General features: G+C 64.7%; 19 protein-coding genes. 13 read left to right on the plus strand and 6 right to left on the minus strand.

Annotated elements, in window-relative coordinates:
• Together WA702_RS07700 and WA702_RS07705 are read right to left on the minus strand one after the other, a co-directional pair.
• The coding region (locus tag WA702_RS07700; protein ID WP_425109932.1) for an efflux RND transporter permease subunit at positions 1-311 on the minus strand (311 nt) is incomplete at its 3' end.
• Positions 308-1495: an efflux RND transporter periplasmic adaptor subunit gene (locus tag WA702_RS07705; RefSeq protein ID WP_425109948.1), complete on the minus strand. Its 1188-nt coding sequence runs from the start codon at positions 1493-1495 to the stop codon at positions 308-310. The genes WA702_RS07705 and WA702_RS07700, both read right to left, overlap by 4 nt.
• Positions 1496-1825: 330 nt before the next feature.
• Between WA702_RS07705 and WA702_RS07710 the strand changes: the two genes are divergently transcribed.
• The 3 genes from WA702_RS07710 to WA702_RS07720 all read left to right on the plus strand — a co-directional run bounded on the left by WA702_RS07710 (position 1826) and on the right by WA702_RS07720 (position 3786).
• Positions 1826-2476 (plus strand): cysteine rich repeat-containing protein, encoded by a 651-nt coding sequence (locus tag WA702_RS07710; RefSeq protein ID WP_425109933.1) that lies wholly within the window; start codon positions 1826-1828, stop codon positions 2474-2476.
• A gap of 145 nt (positions 2477-2621) precedes the next feature.
• Complete coding sequence (locus WA702_RS07715; protein ID WP_425109949.1) at positions 2622-2834, plus strand: hypothetical protein; 213 nt, start codon at positions 2622-2624, stop codon at positions 2832-2834.
• A 160-nt stretch (positions 2835-2994) separates the two neighbouring features.
• Positions 2995-3786 carry a transporter substrate-binding domain-containing protein gene (locus WA702_RS07720; RefSeq protein WP_425109934.1) on the plus strand — a complete coding sequence of 264 codons (792 nt, stop codon included), beginning with the start codon at positions 2995-2997 and terminating at the stop codon, positions 3784-3786.
• A 25-nt stretch (positions 3787-3811) separates the two neighbouring features.
• Here the strand turns inward: WA702_RS07720 and WA702_RS07725 are convergent, their stop codons facing one another.
• Positions 3812-4612, minus strand: a complete 801-nt coding sequence (locus tag WA702_RS07725; protein ID WP_425109935.1) for an alpha/beta fold hydrolase — start codon at positions 4610-4612, stop codon at positions 3812-3814.
• Positions 4613-4744: 132 nt separating this feature from the next.
• On the opposite strand from WA702_RS07725, the gene WA702_RS07730 reads away from it, so the two are divergent.
• Genes WA702_RS07730 through WA702_RS07750 form a run of 5 tightly spaced genes read left to right on the plus strand, consistent with a single transcriptional unit; the run spans position 4745 to position 10510 of the window.
• Positions 4745-5419: a GntR family transcriptional regulator gene (locus WA702_RS07730; RefSeq protein ID WP_425109936.1), complete on the plus strand. Its 675-nt coding sequence runs from the start codon at positions 4745-4747 to the stop codon at positions 5417-5419.
• Between the two features lie 10 nt (positions 5420-5429).
• Positions 5430-6299, plus strand: a complete 870-nt coding sequence (locus WA702_RS07735) for an FAD binding domain-containing protein (RefSeq protein ID WP_425109937.1) — start codon at positions 5430-5432, stop codon at positions 6297-6299.
• A complete protein-coding gene (locus WA702_RS07740; RefSeq protein ID WP_425109938.1) occupies positions 6296-6775 on the plus strand; it encodes a (2Fe-2S)-binding protein in 480 nt (159 codons plus the stop codon). The genes WA702_RS07735 and WA702_RS07740 overlap by 4 nt, the downstream gene beginning before the upstream one ends.
• The gene (locus tag WA702_RS07745; protein ID WP_425109939.1) at positions 6772-9099 is read left to right on the plus strand and encodes a xanthine dehydrogenase family protein molybdopterin-binding subunit; all 2328 of its coding nucleotides are present in this window, start codon (positions 6772-6774) and stop codon (positions 9097-9099) included. The genes WA702_RS07740 and WA702_RS07745 overlap by 4 nt, the downstream gene beginning before the upstream one ends.
• A gap of 40 nt (positions 9100-9139) precedes the next feature.
• A complete protein-coding gene (locus WA702_RS07750; protein ID WP_425109940.1) occupies positions 9140-10510 on the plus strand; it encodes an MFS transporter in 1371 nt (456 codons plus the stop codon).
• Positions 10511-10588: 78 nt separating this feature from the next.
• On the opposite strand, the gene WA702_RS07755 is transcribed toward WA702_RS07750, so the two are convergent.
• From WA702_RS07755 to WA702_RS07765, 3 genes are all read right to left on the minus strand, one after another.
• Positions 10589-11197, minus strand: coding sequence for a histidine phosphatase family protein (locus WA702_RS07755; RefSeq protein WP_425109941.1), 609 nt, complete (start codon positions 11195-11197; stop codon positions 10589-10591).
• 257 nt (positions 11198-11454) lie between these two features.
• Complete coding sequence (locus WA702_RS07760) at positions 11455-12249, minus strand: substrate-binding domain-containing protein (protein ID WP_425109942.1); 795 nt, start codon at positions 12247-12249, stop codon at positions 11455-11457.
• Positions 12250-13296: 1047 nt separating this feature from the next.
• Positions 13297-13575 (minus strand): hypothetical protein, encoded by a 279-nt coding sequence (locus tag WA702_RS07765; protein WP_425109943.1) that lies wholly within the window; start codon positions 13573-13575, stop codon positions 13297-13299.
• Positions 13576-13710: 135 nt separating this feature from the next.
• On the opposite strand from WA702_RS07765, the gene WA702_RS07770 reads away from it, so the two are divergent.
• From WA702_RS07770 to WA702_RS07790, 5 genes are all read left to right on the plus strand, one after another.
• On the plus strand, positions 13711-14055 hold the full coding sequence (locus tag WA702_RS07770) for a hypothetical protein (RefSeq protein ID WP_425109944.1): 345 nt from the start codon (positions 13711-13713) through the stop codon (positions 14053-14055).
• A gap of 230 nt (positions 14056-14285) precedes the next feature.
• Positions 14286-15212, plus strand: coding sequence for an SMP-30/gluconolactonase/LRE family protein (locus tag WA702_RS07775; RefSeq protein WP_425109945.1), 927 nt, complete (start codon positions 14286-14288; stop codon positions 15210-15212).
• A 115-nt stretch (positions 15213-15327) separates the two neighbouring features.
• Positions 15328-15921, plus strand: coding sequence for a GNAT family N-acetyltransferase (locus WA702_RS07780; RefSeq protein ID WP_425109946.1), 594 nt, complete (start codon positions 15328-15330; stop codon positions 15919-15921).
• Between the two features lie 66 nt (positions 15922-15987).
• Complete coding sequence (locus WA702_RS07785) at positions 15988-17610, plus strand: GMC family oxidoreductase (protein WP_425109947.1); 1623 nt, start codon at positions 15988-15990, stop codon at positions 17608-17610.
• A gap of 159 nt (positions 17611-17769) precedes the next feature.
• Positions 17770-17918 (plus strand): ATP-dependent Clp protease adaptor ClpS (locus tag WA702_RS07790; RefSeq protein WP_425109950.1); only part of this gene is annotated, 149 nt, incomplete at its 3' end.

The following is a 17918-nucleotide window of genomic DNA, read 5'->3' on the forward strand; positions in this document are numbered from 1 at the left end:
GCGAAGTTGAGATCGGTGCCGATCTTGAAGGTCACGGTCAGCGTGTAGGTGCCGTCCGCGCCGCTGTAGGACTGCATATAGAGCATGTCCTCGACGCCATTGACCTGCTGTTCGATCGGCAGCGCGACGGTATCGACCAGCGTCTTGGCGCTGGCGCCGGGATAGCGTGTCGTGACCTGCACGGTCGGCGGCACCACATCGGGATATTGCGCGACCGCCAGCTTGAAAAGTGCGACCGCGCCGATCAGCATCATCAGGAGCGCGATGACGTTGGAGAGCACCGGCCGCTCGATGAAGAATTTGGAAATCACTGGCCGCTCCTACTGGTGGCAGCGGGCTGTTCGATCGGATGTGGCTGCGGATCGACCTTCTGGCCCGGGATCACCCGCAGCAGGCCGGCGATCACGATGCGATCCTCCGGCGCCAGCCCGCTCTCGATCACGCGCAAGCCGCCGTCGAGCGGCCCGGTCTTCACCTTGCGCTGCTCGACGACGTCGTCGTTGTTGAGGACCAGCAAGTAGCGGCCGCTCTGGTCGGTGCCGAGCGCGAGGTCGGGAACGAGCAGAGCCTTCTCGTTGCGTTCGGTCGGCACCCGGATGCGGACGAAATAGCCGGGCAGCAGCACGCGGCCCGGGTTTGGCACGATGCCGCGCACCGCGAGCGTGCCGGTCGACTGGTTGATGGTCGGCGCCGCGTAGTCGAGCTTGCCCTGATGCGGATAGCCGTCCTCGGTTTGCAAGCCAACCTCGACCGCGATCTGCTTGAAGTCCGATGGCGTCAGGCCACGCCGGCGGGCCTCGGCGCGAATCCGCAGCACGTCCTGTTCGTTGACGTTGAAGTTCACGTAAATCGGATCCAGCGAGACAATGGTCGCAAGCTGCGTCGGCGAGGCCACGCCGACCAGTTCGCCCACGGAGGCGAGATGCGCGCTGACGGCGCCATCGAACGGCGCGGTCACTTTGGTATAGTTGTAATTGACCTGCGCAATCCTGGTGTTGGCCTGCGCCTGCTGCAGATTGGCCTGTGCGTTGTCGCGTGCCGAGGTCGAACTGTCGAGCGTTGCCTGCGACACCGCCTGGCGCGCGACCAGATCGGATTGCCGCTTGAAATCGGCCTCGGTCTGCTTCAGCGACGCCTGCGCACCGGCCTCCGCTGCCTGCGCCTGATCGAGCTTGAGCTTGTAGGTCTCCGGCTCGATCGTGAACAGCTGAGTGCCTTCCTTGACGGTCTCGCCGTCCTTGTAGTCGATCGATTGCAAAAAGCCCTGCACGCGCGCGACCAGATCGACGGACTTCACCGGCGCCGTGTTGCCGGTCGCTTCGAGGTAGCGCGTGACGGCGCGCTGAACCGGCTTCGCAACGTCGACCTTGGGCGGCGGGGGCGGCTGAAATGTATTCTGCTCACAACCGCCGAGCAGCAGCGATGTCAGCGTGATGACAGGCCAGAAGCGCCGTGCAGGCAGAGGGATTGAACGCGATGGCGAATGCGTCGGCATCATCTGCGAAAGTCCGTCCGAATGATTTTAGGAAAATACGTGCGGCAGGTGCAACCGGCTTCTTCTTACCAACAATTGCGTCGCGACGAAACCTGAAACGGCGGATGCTGCAAATCGATACACTAATAGCACTGATATTTCGTGCGATGCCATCGCGCGGCCTGGCGGTGTCCGCGGCAATGCACCCAATTTTTCACAGTTGCCAAGACCTGCCGTCGGGCGCAGTTTGGTTCGCCATGCCACTTGTGCATGTCCATGTTTTTCGACGGCCGGCCGCTTTGCTTTGGTGGCCGACCGTATTTGGCTTCCAAAATCTCGGGATTTCAAACAATGACAAATAGCTTCAGGCGCCTTTCGCTGATTTCGCTCCTTGTCGCGACCGGTCTTGCTGCGACCGGTCTGGCGACGACCCAGGCCTCCGCGCAGGCGCCGACGGACGCGCAGCGCAGCGCCATAAAATCGTCGTGCCGCTCGGACTACATCGCGCATTGCTCCAGCGTGCAGCCGGGCGGCGCGGCCGCGCTGCAATGCCTGCAGAAGAACATGGGGAGTCTCTCCTCCAGTTGTCAGGCTGCCGTGAAGGCCGTCACGTCCTCGGCATCCGAGGCGAAGCCAGCATCGCCGGTGGCTGCAGAGAGCAAACCGGCGACCGAGACGAAGGCGGCGGGGGAGACGGCTAAACCTGCGGAAGCCAAATCCGCAACCCCAAAGTCCGCGGCTGCGCCTGCCGTAGCGGCAACGACCGCCACGGTGGCAGCTCCTGCGATGGCGTCTCCTGCACCGGCTGCGGTGCTTGTGTTGCGTCCATTGCGGCCGCTCGAGGAGGTCAGGATCGTCAAGGCTGCCTGTGGCGCGGATGCGCGTGCGTTCTGTAGCACGTTAGAGCCGGGTGGCGGGCGCATCGCGCGATGCCTCGCCGCCAACGCGGCGGCGCTGTCGGCGCCCTGCAGGAGCATGCTGGAGCAGTTTGCCGCGCGCTGATCTTGCACGCGCTCCAAGCTCCGCCGGGATTGCGACGCTGCGATCCACCCATTTTGTCGCAATTGTCAGCACGTAGCTGAGAGCACAAATTCACAGCGCCGACTGAGTTTTCGTTAATCCTGATTTGAACATCGAGGAGTTTATGATGCGCCTTGCTCTTTCCACCGTGATCGGTGTTTTCGTTCTGGCCTTGACGCCGTTCTTCGCCGTGTCCGACGCCAATGCCGTGGTCTGCGCGCGCGGCGTCGTGCGTGCAGGCTGTGCGGGCCCCGCCGGTGCCGTGGTCGTGCGCAGGCCACCGGTGGCCGCATGCAGAACCGTGATCGTGAACGGTGTCGCGGTGCGCCGCTGCGTTTGATTGGTTGTCGAAATCGATTGATCGGATTTGACGATCGTGGCGCGCGGAGAAATCTGCGCGTCATGTTTGTTTTGCGTGATGCGCGGTAATTCGTATTTAACGACGGCTTCTCCATGTTACAGGCGTAATTTCACCTGAGTAACGCGATGAGGAGAAGGCCATGTCCCTTTGGCATGCGCTGCGTGCGCTGGCGGTCCTGGTTGTCATGACGGGCGTGAGTGTCGGGCACGCTGACGGATTGAAGAACGACATCGCGCCGACGGGAAAGTTGCGGGTCGCGATCGCGATCAGCCCGGCGGGCGGCGCGTTCTGGTGCACCAAGACCGCGGACGGCTATGCCGGCGTGCCCGTCGACCTCGGCCGGGCGATGGCCGCGCAACTCGGTGTATCGGTCGAATATGTCGTGCATGACAATTCGGGGCAGATCGCGGAAGCCGCATCGACAGGCACGTGGGACGTCAGCTTCCTGCCGAAGGACAAGGAGCGCGAAAGCAAGATGTCGTTCGGTCCGGTCTACGAGGTCGCGGACGCGACCTACATCGTCAAGGGCGGCTCCACGGTGAAAAATTTCGCCACGCTCGATCAGGCGGGGACCGAGGTCGCCGCGGTGAACAACACCACGACGATGCGTGGCGCGCAGGCGCATCTGAAGAAGGCGACGGTGACTGGCTATCAGACCTTCGAGGAGATCGTCTGGCTGCTGAAGGCCGGCGAGGTCGAGGCCTTTGCGCTGTCGCGCGACCAGCTCAACGCGCTGGCCAAGCAGCTGCCGGGCACCAGGGTGCTCGACGAAACCTTCAAGAAGACGATCACCGCCACTGCTGTGCCGCTGAACCATCCGCAGTCGCTCGCCTTCGTCACTAAGTTCATGACGGACGCGACGACCAACGGTGTGCTGCGCAAGACCTATGACGATAACGGGTTGAAGGAGACCCCGATCCGGACGCAATAGAGAGTGCGCCGGATCGCAGGCCTGATCAGGCGGTCGCGTCCGCCGGCTGCAGAAAGTCCGCGATCGCCGCAAGGAAGGTGTCCGGCTGCTCCAGCGGCGGGCAGTGGCCGCATCCCGGCAGCTCGATATAGGACGCGCCGGGAATCCGCTCCGCCAGCAGCCGGCACAGCGCGGGCGGTGTGGCGGCGTCGAGCTCGCCGCAGATCACGCGCACGGGTTTTTTGATCTGGCCGAGCTCGGGCGTCAGGTCCGTGTTTATCAGGCTGCGGCAGGCCGCGATGAAACCTTGCGGCGCGATTCCCATGAGAACGTTGCGGCGTTGCTCGATCGCGCTCGGATGCGCCGCCAGATAGGCGGCATGAAACACGCGGTTGGCCGAGATGGTCGCGACCGAGCCGATGCCCTCCTGCTCGACCTTGCCGGCCATCACCTCGAAGGCTTTGCGCCCCTCGGGCGGGAAGCCGGCGGCGACATCTGATAGCACCAGCTTGCCGAACTTGTCGCCATGGCGCAGCGCCATCGCGACCGCGACGGTGCCGCCGAAGCCATTGCCGACCACGACCGTTTCCGGGCTCAGTCCGCCCGGCTCGAACACGCGAGCGAGATGATCGGCATAGGTCTCGATCCCGGGCGCGATGCAGGCGGAGCCGTGGAAGCCGGGCAGGTTGACCAGGGTGACGCGGAAGCGGGCGGCAAGCCAGGGCAGCACGGGATCGAAGGCGGTGCGGTCAGCCAGCAGCGAGTGGATCACCAGCAGATCGCGGCCGGCGCCGCACTGCACGGCCGTCAACTGGCCATCGGCAAAGGTCGCAGATCGCAGCTCCATCGGGGCTCCATTGAAATATCAGACCGAACCGTACCTAGAAGAAAAGCGGCCTGCATGGCAAGCGCTTCCAGCGAATTATATCGTTAATATCTGGCGCTTGCGTCCGATAACCAGGCTTCTATAATATATCAGATGAACGACCTTTCACCGCAATTGATGCGCGCGGACATTTATACGGTCCTGCGGCGCGAGATCCTGAGCTGCGCCATTCCGCCGGGCGCGGAGATCAAGGATGCCGAATTCGCCGAGCGCTTCTCGGTGTCGCGCTCGCCGGTGCGCGATGCGCTGCTGCGGCTGGAGGCCGAAGGGCTGGTCCTGATCAATCCGCGCAAGGGTTATCGGGCGGCGCCGATCTCGATTGCCGATGCCCGTGACCTCTTCGCATTTCGCGCCATCCTGGAGCCCGCCTGTGCGGCGAGCGCCGCCGCCGAGGCGAGCGACGCCGCACTGGCCAAGCTCGACCGCTTCCGATCAATGGAAGCGACCGAGCAGGACGGCGCAAACGCATCTGCCGCGTTCGTGCGCTACAACAGGGAGTTTCATCTCGCGATCGCCGGCCTCTGCAGCAACCGCCGTCTGCGCGAGACCACGATCGATTTGATCGAGCAGTTCGACCGCTTCGTCACCGTCTCCATCGGCGCAGAGCCCGATCTGCAGCATGCGGCGCTGATATCGGAGCATTGCGAGATCATCGACGCGTTGCAGGCGCGTGACGGCAAGCGGGCAGGGCGCATCCTGGCGCGCCACGCCGGCCGGGCGCGCAAGCGCGTGCTGACGGCGCTGGCGCGCAGCCCGATCGTGCCGTGAGGCGGATGCCGTGAAAGCACCTGATTTCAGCTACCATGATCCGCGCACGCTGGCCGAGTTGATGGGCCTCCTGGCCGATCTCGATGATACAAAACTGCTCGCGGGCGGCCAGTCGCTGATGCCGATGCTCAATCTGCGGCTGCTGGCGCCCGAGCACGTCATCGACATCAATCGGATTCCGGAGCTCGCCGGCATCCGCATCGAAGGCGATATGGTCGAGATCGGCGCCATGACCCGGCAAGCTGATCTCCTGGCGTCGCACGAGCTGGCGCTGATAGCGCCGATCTTTCGCAAGGCAATGGCCCATGTCGGTCATGTCCAGACCCGCTCGCGCGGCACCATCGGCGGCAGCTGCTGCCATCTCGATCCCGCCGCAGAGCAGCCGGCTTTGTGCGCCTTGCTCGACGCCGAGTTCGATGTGATCGGGCCGGATGGCGTCCGCATCGTCCCGGCCGCCGAGTGGTTTCAAGGCTATCTGCAATCGGCGCTGGATGAGCGCGAACTGTTGCGCGCGATCCGCTTTCGGAGCTGGCCGCGAGGCCACGGCGCGGGCTTTGAGGAATATGCCCGCCGTCGTGGTGATTTCGCCATCGCGGGCGCCGCGGCGCTGCTCGATACTGCTGCTGACCGCAGCATCCGGCGCGCCGCGATCGTCCTGTTCGGCGTCGAGCCGTCGCCGGTGCGTCTCGTCAAGGCCGAGCAGATGCTGCTCGGCCGCAAGCTCGATCACGCGGCGATCGAAATAGCGATGGACGAAGCGCGCGGCCTCGATGCAATGAGCGATGCGCATGTGAGCACTGACTATCGCCTGCATCTCGCCGGTGTCGTGACGCAACGCGCGCTCAGCCGGGCCGGCAGCCTCGTCGAGGTGCCGGCATGACCGCGCGCACCATCACGCTTCAGGTCAATGGGCGCAAGGTCGAGGCTGACGTCGAGCCGCGCACCAATCTCGCTGACTTCCTGCGCACCGCGCTGAAGCTGACCGGCACCCACGTCGGCTGCGAGCATGGCGTCTGCGGCGCCTGCACCGTGATCGTCGACGGCCACGCCGCGCGCTCCTGCCTGATGCTCGCAGTGCAGGCCGATGGCGCCGAGGTCGAGACCGTCGAGGGCCTGGGCCGGGTCGATGCGTTGTCGCCGCTCCAGCAGGCCTTCTCCGATTGTCACGCTTTGCAATGCGGCTTCTGCACTCCGGGCATGCTGATGACCTTGGAATCCTATCTGCGCGAGCATCCGGCGCCGAGCCGCGACGAGATCAGGGACGTACTGTCCGGCAACATCTGCCGCTGCACCGGCTACCAAGGCATCGTCGACGCGGCGATGCAGGCGGCGGCCGCGCGGAGGGAGCCGCGATGAGCACGCGCTATTTCGGCAGTCCTGTTGCACGGATTGAGGATCCGCGGCTGCTGTCCGGCGGCGGCCGCTATGTCGACGACATCGCGCTCGGCGGCATGCTGCACGCCGCGTTCCTGCGCTCGCCGGTCGCCCATGGCCGCATCAGGAGCGTTGACGCAACGGCGGCCCGGGCGCTGCCGGGAGTCCATGCCATCTACACGATGGCCGATGTCGCCGACATCGCCTGCGGTCCGATGCCGCCGATGGCCCCGCATTTGCTGATCAAGACGCCGATCACCTATCACCCGTTGGCGCAGGATGAAGTCTGCTATGCCGGCGAGGCGATTGCGATCGTGCTGGCGGATAGTCGTGCGCAGGCCGAGGACGCGCTGGCCGCGATCGAGCTCGACATCGAGCATCTCGAAGCGGCCGCCGATGCGCGCAGCGCAGCCGAACCTGATGCGCCGCGTGTGCATAGCAATCGCGGCCGCAATCTGATCGCGACCCTGCGCGGCACCCACGGCAAGGTCGACCATGTGTTTGCCAATGCGGCGCACCGCTTCACCGAGAATTTTGCCCTGCATCGCGGCGGCTGTCATGCGATGGAATGCCGCGGCGTCGTCGCCGATGTCGATGTCCACACCGGCGCGCTGTCGCTGTGGACCTCGTCGCAATCGCCCTACATGGTCCGGCGGTTTCTCGCCGCCTATCTCGGCCGCGACGAACCCGAGTTGCGCGTCGTGGCGCCCGATGTCGGCGGCGGCTTCGGTCCCAAGGCCAATGTCTATCCGGAGGAGTTCGCGGTCGCGCTTGCTGCGATCAAGAGCGGCCGTCCGGTCAAATGGATCGAGGACCGCCAGGAGCATTTTCTCGCCACCACGCAGCAGCGCGATCAGTTCTGGACGCTCGAGGTGGCCTGCAACAGCGAAGGCCGCATGCTCGGCTTGCGCGGCCGCGTCATCCATGACAACGGCGCCTACGCGCCCTATGGCTTGATCCTGCCGGCGACCGCGCTCGCCTCGTTTCCCGGGCCCTATGCGTTCGAGGCCTTCGACATCGCGATCGACGTCGTCCTCACCAATTTGGTGCCGACCACGCCGGTGCGCGGCGCCGGCCGGCCGAACACGGCGTTCGTGCTCGAGCGCCTTGCAGATCGTATCGCGCGCGAGCTTGGGCTGCCGCGCGAGGAGGTGCGGCGCCGCAGCTTCGTACGATCGGAGCAGATGCCTTATCTGACCGGCGGCAAGATGCGCGACGGCTCGCCGGTGGCCTATGACAGCGGCGACTATGCGCGCGCGCTGGATCTCACGCTGGCGAAGATCGACCTTGCGGGCTTCGAGGGCCGCCGCGCAGTGGCGAAGGCGCACGGGCGGCTGCTCGGGCTCGGCTTCGCCTCCTGCGTCGAGGACACTGGGCTCGGCCCGTTCGAGGGCGCCTCGGTGCGGGTGACGCCGGCGGGCAAGGTCGTGGTGTCGACCGGAGCTTCGAGCCAGGGGCAGGGGCATGCGACGGTGCTGGCCCAGATCGCCGCCGATGCGCTCGGCGTCAACATCGATCAGGTGACGGTCAAGGCGGCCGATACGGCTGCGTTTCCGCTCGGCATCTCCACCATTGCGAGCCGGATCGCGGTCACCGCAGGCTCCTCGGTGGAGATCGCCGCACGCGAGGTCCGTGGCAAGGCGCTCAAGGTCGCAGCCCACATGATGGAGGTCTCGGAGACGGATCTCGACATCGTCGACGGCGAGATCGGCGTCGTCGGTGTGCCCGGCATGAAGGTGACGTTGGCGGCGGTGGCGCGCACTTTGTCAGGCGCGGCGGGCGTGCCGCTGCCGCCCGATGTCACGCCGGATCTCGCCGCGACCGGTTATTTCGAAGCCAAGCAGCTCGCGTTCGCCTATGGCTCGCAGGCCTGCGAGGTCGAGATCGATCCGGACACCGGTGACGTCAAAGTGACGCGCTACGTCGTCGCGCATGATTGCGGGCGGCTGGTCAACCCGAAACTGGTCGATGGCCAGATCAGGGGCGGCGTCGTGCACGGCATCGGCAACGCGCTGTACGAGCGGATGCTGCATGACGAGCAGGGCCAGCCGATCACCACGACCTATGCCGACTATCTGCTGCCGGTCGCGACCGAGATGCCGGATATCGAGATCATCCATCTCGAGACGCCGTCGCCGCGCAACCCGATCGGCGTCAAGGGCGCCGGCGAGGGCGGCACCATTCCGGCCGCGGCCTGCGTGATCTCGGCAATCGAGCATGCGCTAGGGCCGAACGCACCACCGATCACCATGCATCCGGTCTCGCCGCAGGATGTCCTGCGCTGGATCGTCCAATCAAGAACATGAGCTGACAACAGCCGATAATAGAGGAAACGGGGAGGAAACAATGAGCATCACGGCAACTCTCAACGAAGCGGCGCGAGCCGCGGTAACGACAGTGCAATCCGGACCGCGTCTCGACCGCCTGCCGATCACGAACTTCCACAAGCGCATCTTCTGGCTGATCGGCGCCGGCATGTTCTTCGACGGCTACGATCTCTATGTCGGCACCAGCGTGCTCGGAGCGACCTTGTCGAGCGGTTTCTCGACGCTGTCGCAGAACGCGCAGTTCGTCTCCTTCACCTTCTTCGGCATGACCATCGGCGCGCTGATCGCGGGCTTCCTCGGCGATGCCTATGGCCGGCGCTTCACCTATCAGTTCAACCTGCTGCTGTTCGGCGTCGCGTCGTTCGGAGCGGCGCTGGCGCCGTCGATGGAATGGCTGGTCGCGGCGCGGTTCCTGATGGGACTAGGGCTCGGCGCCGAGATCGTGGTCGGCTACTCCTCGCTGACCGAGTTCGTACCGCCGGCCTCGCGCGGCAAATGGCTGGCGCTGATGGCGATGATCGTCGTCTGCGGCCTGCCGGCGACCACCTTGATTGGATCGATCCTGATCCCGTTGGTCGGCTGGCGCACCATGTTCGGCATCGCCGGCCTGGGCGCGCTGGTGGTCTGGTACATGCGCAAGTCGTTGCCGGAATCGCCGCGCTGGCTTGAGTCCAAGGGACGGATTGCCGAGGCGGAAGCGATCGTGGCCGCGATCGAGAGGGAGTGCGGCGCAAAGCCGTTGGCTGCCGCCGCGCCGTCCGCCTCGGTGCGGGTCTACAGCACCTCCGATTTGTTCGGGCCGGTGCTGTTGCCCCGCATGATCCTCGGCTCGATCGTGCTGATCGTGATCAACACGCTGATCTTCGGCTTCGTCACCTGGCTGCCGACCTTCTTCGTGCAGCAGGGCATGACCCTCGCCAAATCGTATAGTTATACGCTGATCATGTCGCTGGCTGCGCCGATCGGCTGCGCGCTCGGCGCGGCGCTCGCTGATCGCCTGGGACGCCGGGCCACCATCATCGGCGCGTCGCTGTCGACCATCCTGTTCGGCCTGATCTACCCGATGTTCAGCGCGCCCTTAGCTTTCGTCGCGATCGGCTTCTGCCTGCTGTTGTCGATCTACGTGCTGGTCGCGCTGCTCTACGGCGTCTACACCCCCGAGCTGTTCCCGACCGATGTCCGGCTGCGCGCCAACGGCATCTGCAACATGCTCGGCCGCGGCGCCACCATCGCCTCGCCCTTCATCGTCGTCGCTTTGTTCAAGACCTATGGCGTCGCTGGCGTCACCGGTCTGATGATCGCTCTGCTCGTGGTGCAGATTGCGGCGGTCTGGTTCTGGGGCATCGAACCCGCCAATCGCGGCCTGGAGGATCTGGCACCGGACGCGTGATGCACTGGATTGCGATGCGGAGCGCGCGAAATGGGCGAGGACGTCGGCTAGTCCGGCGCCCAGGTCAGGGTGCCCAGGTCAGTGCGCCCACCCGTCTGCCTGGATTCGGGTGAGCAGCCTGTAGCTGCCGTTTCCGGCCGGCTGGAAAATCGAGGCCTCGCCTTCGTGTACGTCGGACCAGCCATCGCCCAAGGCATCGACGATATTGGGCTTGTGCGAAACGATCACGACGTTGCTGCCGGGCGGCGGTTGCGTCCCAATGAGCTTGCGGAATGCGTCGGCTCGTCGCTTGTTTTCCTCGGCAGAGAGCGCGGGGCCGCTTTCGGCCAGATCGGCATTTGGCTTGACCTCACCAAGGTCGAGCAGCGTCGCAGTGTCCAGTGCCCGCTGGACCGTGCTGGCCAGCACCAGTGCCACCGGAATGTTCAGCTTGCGAATCGATTGTCCGATCGCTGTTGCCTGCGCCCTCCCGCGCTCGCTGAGCTGACGGTCCGGGGGAACATTCTTCCTGCTCATGGAGTCCACTTTCGACGGCTCGGACGTGGTCGCTCCATGGCGCAGGACGATCACATATCCACCGTGGCGCAAGTCATCGAGCCATTCGGTCCCGGTCGGAGCCTGGGCTCCTGCAGCGCGCGGCAGCACAGCGAGCATGGCTGACAACAACAGCAATCGAATCCTGGGCATCGACCCCTCCTGAGCTGGCCTGATCAAGGGTCCGCACTGCGTAGGAAGACGCCGCGCGGGTGTGCTCTCTATTCCACACGCGCGGAGGATAGTAGCCGCGGCTTGGTCAGGCGTCCCGTGAATGGGGGATATTTGTTGTCCGCTCCAGAGGATGTGATCGCGGATCTGGAGATGGCGATACGGCCCGCCTTGTCACCAAGGGCGCGGGATCGTTGACCAATGTCAGAGCCACCGCAGGCGCGCCGGCTAGCTCTTGGTCATTTCGTCGAAGCGGGCGCAATCGGATCAAGGCCGCTGTCGACGATGGTTTTTCGCGCGGCCGGCGAACTCAGGTACCTGATCAGTGTCTCGCCTGCCGCCGGCTCCTTCGACGTGCTGACAATGCCGGCGGAGAACACCGTGATCTTTTGGATGTCGGCCGGCAGCGGCCCGACGATGTCGATGCCCTTCACCGGCTTCAGCTCGCTGATCTGCTGCAGGCCGAGCTCGGCCTCGCCTTTCGCGACGATCTCGCCGACCGGCGTTGCCGGGATCATCTTCGCCTTGTCCTTCATCTGGTCCTTGATGCCGAGCTTGTCGAACATCTCGGTCGAGACATAGACGCCGGAAGCGCTGTCGGAATAGGCGACCGACTTCGCCGCCAGCAGGGCGCGCTTCACTGCATCCGAGGTCGCAATGTCGGGATGCGGGCTGCCCGATTTGACCGCGATGCCGATCGGCGAGTTGACGAGATCGACGCGGCTGTCGGCCTTGACCTTGCCGGCCTTGATGAGGTCACCGAGCGCATAGCCGACCATGATCAGCACGTCCGCCGGCTCGCCGCGTTCAAGCCGCATGGGAATAGCGTTCGTCGTCGTGCCCATCGACGGGCCGAAGGCGAGGATGACCTTGTTGCCGCTGCTGCGCTCATAGTCCGGCACCAGCGCCTTGACCGCGGCGGTCAGGCCGCCCGAGATCATGACGTGGACGTCAGCGGCGCTCGCCAGGATCGTGAGCGCCAGCGTCGTCGCGACGCCGAGCGCAAGGGCGCGGAGATGCGCGGAAAGCTTCATGGTGTCCTCCCGGAAGATCGCGGCGCCTGAGATGGGCCTGCGATGGCCCGCGAGGGTAACGCGCGGCGGGCCATCCGCCTAGCATCGCCCGCGCGATGGACGACGGGCCGTCGGCGTGATGGCAGCGTTGCGTGCGCGCACTCAGGCGCGATACGAATTGACGCCCACGACATCGCGCAGCTTGCCAGCCGATTGCATCCCTGCGCGCCTCGTTACAGCAAGAGCCGGGCCGGCCGGCCTTAACCTGTTGCGCCTCGGCAGGCGTCGCGCGCGCCGAGGGGTTGCCTGCATATGGTAGATTGCCGCTGTCGACGCCGATATCTGGCGTGAACAGGTTTCGTACGAATCACTTCAGCCGATTCGGGCTCGATTCGTTCCGGCCGCGTTCCCTGGGTTAAGGACCTCAGTCGGCGGCGTCGCTTTTTGAGACAGACGGCGCCAGCCCGATGGTCTGTCAGAGGTCCGACGTGCCGACCCGTTCGACGAGAAATCGATGAACAGTCGCGCGCAGAGTTGTCGCCCATAGGCATGCACGACCTAGACCGGCATCGTGGGGCAGGCGAATGCGGGAGCACATGGGTCGAGCGCTGCGTTGCCAGCGGATCCAAATGAGGCAGCGCGCATCGCTTCATTGGTTTGCGGGAAAGCTCCCGCGCGATGGATCGAATCCCCGGGCGCCTTAACTTTTCGGTTGCAGCTTCGCCTGCTTGCCTAAGCGCTCCGGCCTGCATCTGGTAGGCTGCTTCGGCCGGCACCGATATCTGGCGTGAACGGGTCTCGTACGAATCGCTTCAGTCGATTCGGGCGCGATTCGTTCCGGCAGCGTTCCGATCGTTAAGGCCGAAGCACGGGTGCGTTACGTTTTGAGACAGGCATGAGCGAGGCATCATGTCGCGGCGGCAGGATGGCCGTTCCAACGTCGACAAGCGGGGCAAGATCAATCCCGCCGCTGCAGAGATCCGTGCGTGCCGCGCGGTGGAGGCAAGATCTATAGACCGTGTGCCGGGCCGGGCGGCCCGGCAAGCACAGTCCGTACAATCGCATGAACTAATAAGACGGCGCACGATCGGACGCGAAAGCCGCGCCAATGCGTCCCGATCGTCCGCTGCGTTCCTCGTAACGCCTGCGCGGGAGGCGCCAGGCGACCACCGTCGCTTCCAGCCGGCCGCCGGAGTCCTGATTGTGCCATTGGCCGTCGGCGTAGAAGCATTGGAATGGAAGTTGATAGGTGCCGCTGTGATCTTCGCAGAGCACCTCGACCGCCTGACCCGGCGGCGGCTCCCCGCTGCCGTCGAATTGCGCCAGCCGCTTTTCGCGCGTAGCCATTCTGTTCATCTCCCTAAAACGGGTCACCAAGGCTGAAGCACAATGCCCGATTGAGGTCTGAGTATGGTATCTTTCGGTCGGTCATGCCGGTTTAAAGCAATTTCATGTGTACGGCGAGACAGTGAGGAAATTGTGATGCGCCTGTTTCTGCTTGTATCGTTAGGGATGGTTGCACTGGTGCACACAGCGGCGCGCGCGCAGGACATTCCGGGTCTCGAGATCTGCACGGCCGAGAAGACGATGGAACGGCGCACCTCGTGCCTGCAAAGCGATGTCGACTTCCTGCAGAAGACCATCACCAAGCTGCAGCTCGATCATCAGCAGAAGCTCGATGTCGCCAATCGGCAGATCGAGGCGATGAAGGCCTACGCGCTGACCCAGCAGAAGAGCATCGAGGAACTCAAGGCGGCGCAGGCGAAGCTCACCGACGATTTGAAGAAGAAGGCCGATGCGCCGCCGGCGAAGGAGGGCGCCAAGTAGCGTCCAAACAGCGCTTTAGCGCAATGCCATTCTCGTCATACGGGACATGCAGGGGAGATTCCGGCGGGTGATGCTGCAGCAGAGCAGCGTTGCGCGCCCGGCGAGGCGTGTTGCCGGCTGCTTGCTTGGCAAGGCCGGCGTGCTTTGCCATAACCTGATGCATAAAAACTGGCATGCAGGCAGACGTCATTGGACCACAGGCCTGCAGCTCATTCGCGGGAGGTCGTTCGATGTCTAACATGCGCGTGCTTGCCACTGATCTGGAGTTTCCGGAAGGGCCGGTGGTGATGCCGGACGGATCGGTGGTGCTGGTCGAGATCCGCGGCCGCAGGCTGACGCGGGTCTGGCCCGACGGCCGCAAGGAGGTGGTGGCGCAGATTCCTGGCGGCCCGAACGGTGCCGCGCTCGGCCCCGATGGCAAGATGTACATCTGCAATAATGGCGGCTTCTCCTGGGTCCCGACCCGCAACATGATCATGCCCGGACCGCAGCCCGAGGATTACCTCGGCGGCTCGATCCAGCGCGTCGACATGCAGAGCGGCAAGGTCGAAACCGTGGTCACCAAATGCGGCGAGCACGAGCTGCGCGGCCCGAACGATCTGGTGTTCGACAAGCATGGCGGCTTGTGGTTTTCCGATCTCGGCAAGCGCCGCGCGCGCGAGATGGATGTCGGCGCGTTCTACTACCTGAAGCCGGGCATGAGCGAGATCGTCGAGGGCGTGCACGGCATCCTGCCGGCCAACGGCATCGGCCTGTCGCCGGACGAGAACACCGTCTACGTCGCGGAGACGCCGACCGGACGGCTCTGGGCCTATGATCTCGCCGCGCCCGGCACGGTGAAGCCGCGCGATGTGATCTATCGCGGCGAGCGCGGCAAGCCTATCGCAGGCCTCGGCGGCTACCAGATGTTCGATTCGCTCGCGGTGGAAGCCAACGGCAATGTCTGCGTCGCCACCCTGGTCTCGGGCTGCATCAGCGTGATCGCGCCCGACGGGACTTTGGTGGAGCAGGTGCCGACCGGCGACCGCGTCACCACCAACATCGCCTTCGGCGGCCCCGAGCTGAAGACAGCCTACATCACGCTGTCCGGCCGCGGCGAATTGGTGGCGATGGACTGGAAGCGGCCAGGATTGCCGCTGAATTTTTTGAATAAGTGACGAGGGCGTGATAGTCCCACCGTCATTGCGAGCGAAGCGAAGCAATCCAGTTCTTCCCCGAAGTTAAGTCTGGATTGCTTCGTCGCTTGCGCTCCTCGCAATGACGGAAATAGCAATGCCTTTTCTCGAACCGGTAACCCTGCGCGGCACATATGCGCGGCTCGAGCCATTGTCGCGCGACCATCACGACGCGCTGGTCGAGGCCGTGCAGGACGGCGAGTTGTCAAAACTCTGGTACACCGCGATCCCCACGCCCGAGGGCATGGCCAAGGAGATCGAGCGCCGGCTTGGCCTGTTCGCGGCTGGCGCGATGCTGCCGTTCACGGTGTTCGATGCCGAGGGCCGCGTCAGTGGCATGACCACCTACATGAACGTCGATGCCAACAACCGCCGGGTGGAGATCGGCTCGACCTGGTACGCCAAGCGGGTGCAGCGCAGCGCGCTCAATACCCAGTGCAAGCGGCTGCTGCTCGCGCATGCGTTCGAGGCATTGAACTGCATCGCAGTCGAGTTCCGTACCCATTTCTTCAACCACCCGAGCCGCCGCGCCATCGAGCGGCTCGGCGCCAAGCAGGACGGTATCCTGCGCAGCCACCAGGTCACGCCGAACGGCACATTGCGCGACACCGTGGTCTACAGCATCATTGCCCCGGAATGGCCGACGGTGCGGGCGCATCTTGATTTTCAGCTCAACGACAAGCCGCGCTGAGCTTTGCGTGGGGTGCGCTCCCGTGCTACGCGCGGGCCGGATTGAGACAGAAGAGCAAGATCAAAGATGGAAACGTTCGACTATGTGATCGTGGGCGCCGGCTCCGCCGGCTGCGTGGTGGCCAATCGCCTGAGCGAAGATCCCTCGCTCACCGTGTGCGTGCTCGAGGCGGGGCCGCGCGACTGGCATCCCTACATCCATCTGCCGGCCGGCTTCATCAAGACCTTCTACATGAAGAGCATCAACTGGGGCTATCAGCAGGAGCCCGGTCCCTACACCGGCGGCCGCAGCATCTATGCGCCGCGCGGCAAGACGCTCGGCGGCTCCTCATCGATCAACGGCCACATCTACAATCGCGGCCAGCACCAGGATTTCGATACCTGGGCGCAGATGGGCAACCGCGGCTGGAGCTATCAGGACGTACTGCCGTATTTCAAGCGGATGGAGAAGCGGATCGGCTTCGGCGAGGACGCCTATCGCGGTCGCGACGGCGCGCTCACCGTCACGACTATGGAATGGAAGGACACGCTGTGCGAGGCCTTCATGGATGGCGCTGTCAGCCTCGGCATTCCGCGCAACCCAGATTATAACGGCGCCATCCAGGAAGGCGTCTCCTACGTCCAGCGCACCATCCAGAACGGGCGGCGCGTTTCGTCGGCGACCGCGTTCCTGCGGCTGGCGAGCAAGCGGCCGAATGTCGCGGTGCGCACCCATGCGCATGCAACGCAGATCATCCTCGAAGGCAAGCGCGCGGTCGGCGTGCGTTATGCCAAAGGCGGCCGCGGCGGCGCACCAGTTGAGGTACGCGCGCGGAAAGAGGTGATCCTGTCCGGCGGCACCTACAACTCGCCGCAGCTCTTGCAGCTGTCCGGCATCGGCAACCCCGAGCTCCTGCGCGAGCACGGCATCGAGGTGCGGCATGCCTTGAACAGCGTCGGCGAAGGCCTGCAGGACCATTACGCGCCGCGCTCGGTCGGCCGGGTCAAGAACATCAAAACGGTCAACGAGCTCGCGCGCGGTGTGAGCCTGTGGGGTGAGGCGCTGAAATGGGCCGCGACGCGGCGCGGCGTGCTGTCGTTGTCGCCGACCATGGTCTACTGCTTCTGGCATTCCGGCGAGAGCGCCGAAAGCTCCGATTTGCAGATGACGTTTACACCCGCGAGCTACAAAGAGGGCGTGCAGGGCCAGCTCGAGGACGAGCCGGGCATGACCATCGCTGCTTGGCAGCAGCGGCCCGAGAGCCGCGGCTATGTCCGCATCCGCTCTGCCGATCCGTTTGCGCCGCCCATCATCCAGACCAACTATCTCGCCGCCGAGCTCGACCGCCGCGTCGTGGTCGCCGGCATGAAGCTGGCGCGCCGGATCATGCACTCCGCGCCGCTCGCGCCTTATCTGGCCTATGAGGATTTCCCGGGACCGAAGGTGCAGAGCGACGAGGAGTTTCTGGCGGCAGCGACCGAGCGCGGCACCACCACCTTCCATCCCGGCTGCACCTGCCGGATGGGACCGGCTGACTCGACCTGGGCGGTGGTCGACGATAACCTCCGCGTCCACGGCCTGCAGGGCCTGCGCGTGATCGACGCCTCGGTGATGCCGCGCATGATCTCCGCCAATCTCAACGCCGCGACGCTGATGATCGGCGACAAGGGCAGCGACTTGATCATGGGCAAAGCGGCGCGGGCGCAATAGGTGTGTAGGGGGATGAGCGCAGCCGTGGCAGATGAGCGACGGCTGACGCGCGATCGACAGACGGCTCCCGCAAAGCGATCATAAAGATTGTTCTCTATTTGTTCTTGCGCTGATAGCCGCGACCGGCTATGCTGCGACTTTAAATAGAGGAATTCTTAAATGCGTGACGTGCCTGCCGGCGTCAGTGACGCGCAGATCATTCTCTACAATGATGACGTGACCCCGTTCGAATTCGTCGTCGATCTCATCCGCTCGGTGTTCGGTCGGTCGGAGGCCGAGGCGTTCGGCTTCGCCGCGACCTGCGGTCA

Origin of the sequence: Bradyrhizobium sp. (genome assembly GCF_049798375.1) — a bacterium.
GTDB lineage: Bacteria > Pseudomonadota > Alphaproteobacteria > Rhizobiales > Xanthobacteraceae > Bradyrhizobium.

Excerpts from the sequence above, each read along its gene's own strand:
- WA702_RS07755 (WP_425109941.1), bottom strand. The coding sequence starts at position 11,197 with ATGCCCAGGATTCGATTGCTGTTGTTGTCAGCCATGCTCGCTGTGCTG.
- WA702_RS07725 (WP_425109935.1), bottom strand. The coding sequence starts at position 4,612 with ATGGAGCTGCGATCTGCGACCTTTGCCGATGGCCAGTTGACGGCCGTG.
- WA702_RS07715 (WP_425109949.1), top strand. The coding sequence starts at position 2,622 with ATGCGCCTTGCTCTTTCCACCGTGATCGGTGTTTTCGTTCTGGCCTTG.
- WA702_RS07765 (WP_425109943.1), bottom strand. The coding sequence starts at position 13,575 with ATGGCTACGCGCGAAAAGCGGCTGGCGCAATTCGACGGCAGCGGGGAG.
- WA702_RS07770 (WP_425109944.1), top strand. The coding sequence starts at position 13,711 with ATGCGCCTGTTTCTGCTTGTATCGTTAGGGATGGTTGCACTGGTGCAC.
- WA702_RS07710 (WP_425109933.1), top strand. The coding sequence starts at position 1,826 with ATGACAAATAGCTTCAGGCGCCTTTCGCTGATTTCGCTCCTTGTCGCG.
- WA702_RS07720 (WP_425109934.1), top strand. The coding sequence starts at position 2,995 with ATGTCCCTTTGGCATGCGCTGCGTGCGCTGGCGGTCCTGGTTGTCATG.
- WA702_RS07785 (WP_425109947.1), top strand. The coding sequence starts at position 15,988 with ATGGAAACGTTCGACTATGTGATCGTGGGCGCCGGCTCCGCCGGCTGC.
- WA702_RS07775 (WP_425109945.1), top strand. The coding sequence starts at position 14,286 with ATGTCTAACATGCGCGTGCTTGCCACTGATCTGGAGTTTCCGGAAGGG.
- WA702_RS07760 (WP_425109942.1), bottom strand. The coding sequence starts at position 12,249 with ATGAAGCTTTCCGCGCATCTCCGCGCCCTTGCGCTCGGCGTCGCGACG.
- WA702_RS07745 (WP_425109939.1), top strand. The coding sequence starts at position 6,772 with ATGAGCACGCGCTATTTCGGCAGTCCTGTTGCACGGATTGAGGATCCG.
- WA702_RS07740 (WP_425109938.1), top strand. The coding sequence starts at position 6,296 with ATGACCGCGCGCACCATCACGCTTCAGGTCAATGGGCGCAAGGTCGAG.
- WA702_RS07705 (WP_425109948.1), bottom strand. The coding sequence starts at position 1,495 with ATGCCGACGCATTCGCCATCGCGTTCAATCCCTCTGCCTGCACGGCGC.
- WA702_RS07750 (WP_425109940.1), top strand. The coding sequence starts at position 9,140 with ATGAGCATCACGGCAACTCTCAACGAAGCGGCGCGAGCCGCGGTAACG.
- WA702_RS07730 (WP_425109936.1), top strand. The coding sequence starts at position 4,745 with ATGAACGACCTTTCACCGCAATTGATGCGCGCGGACATTTATACGGTC.
- WA702_RS07780 (WP_425109946.1), top strand. The coding sequence starts at position 15,328 with ATGCCTTTTCTCGAACCGGTAACCCTGCGCGGCACATATGCGCGGCTC.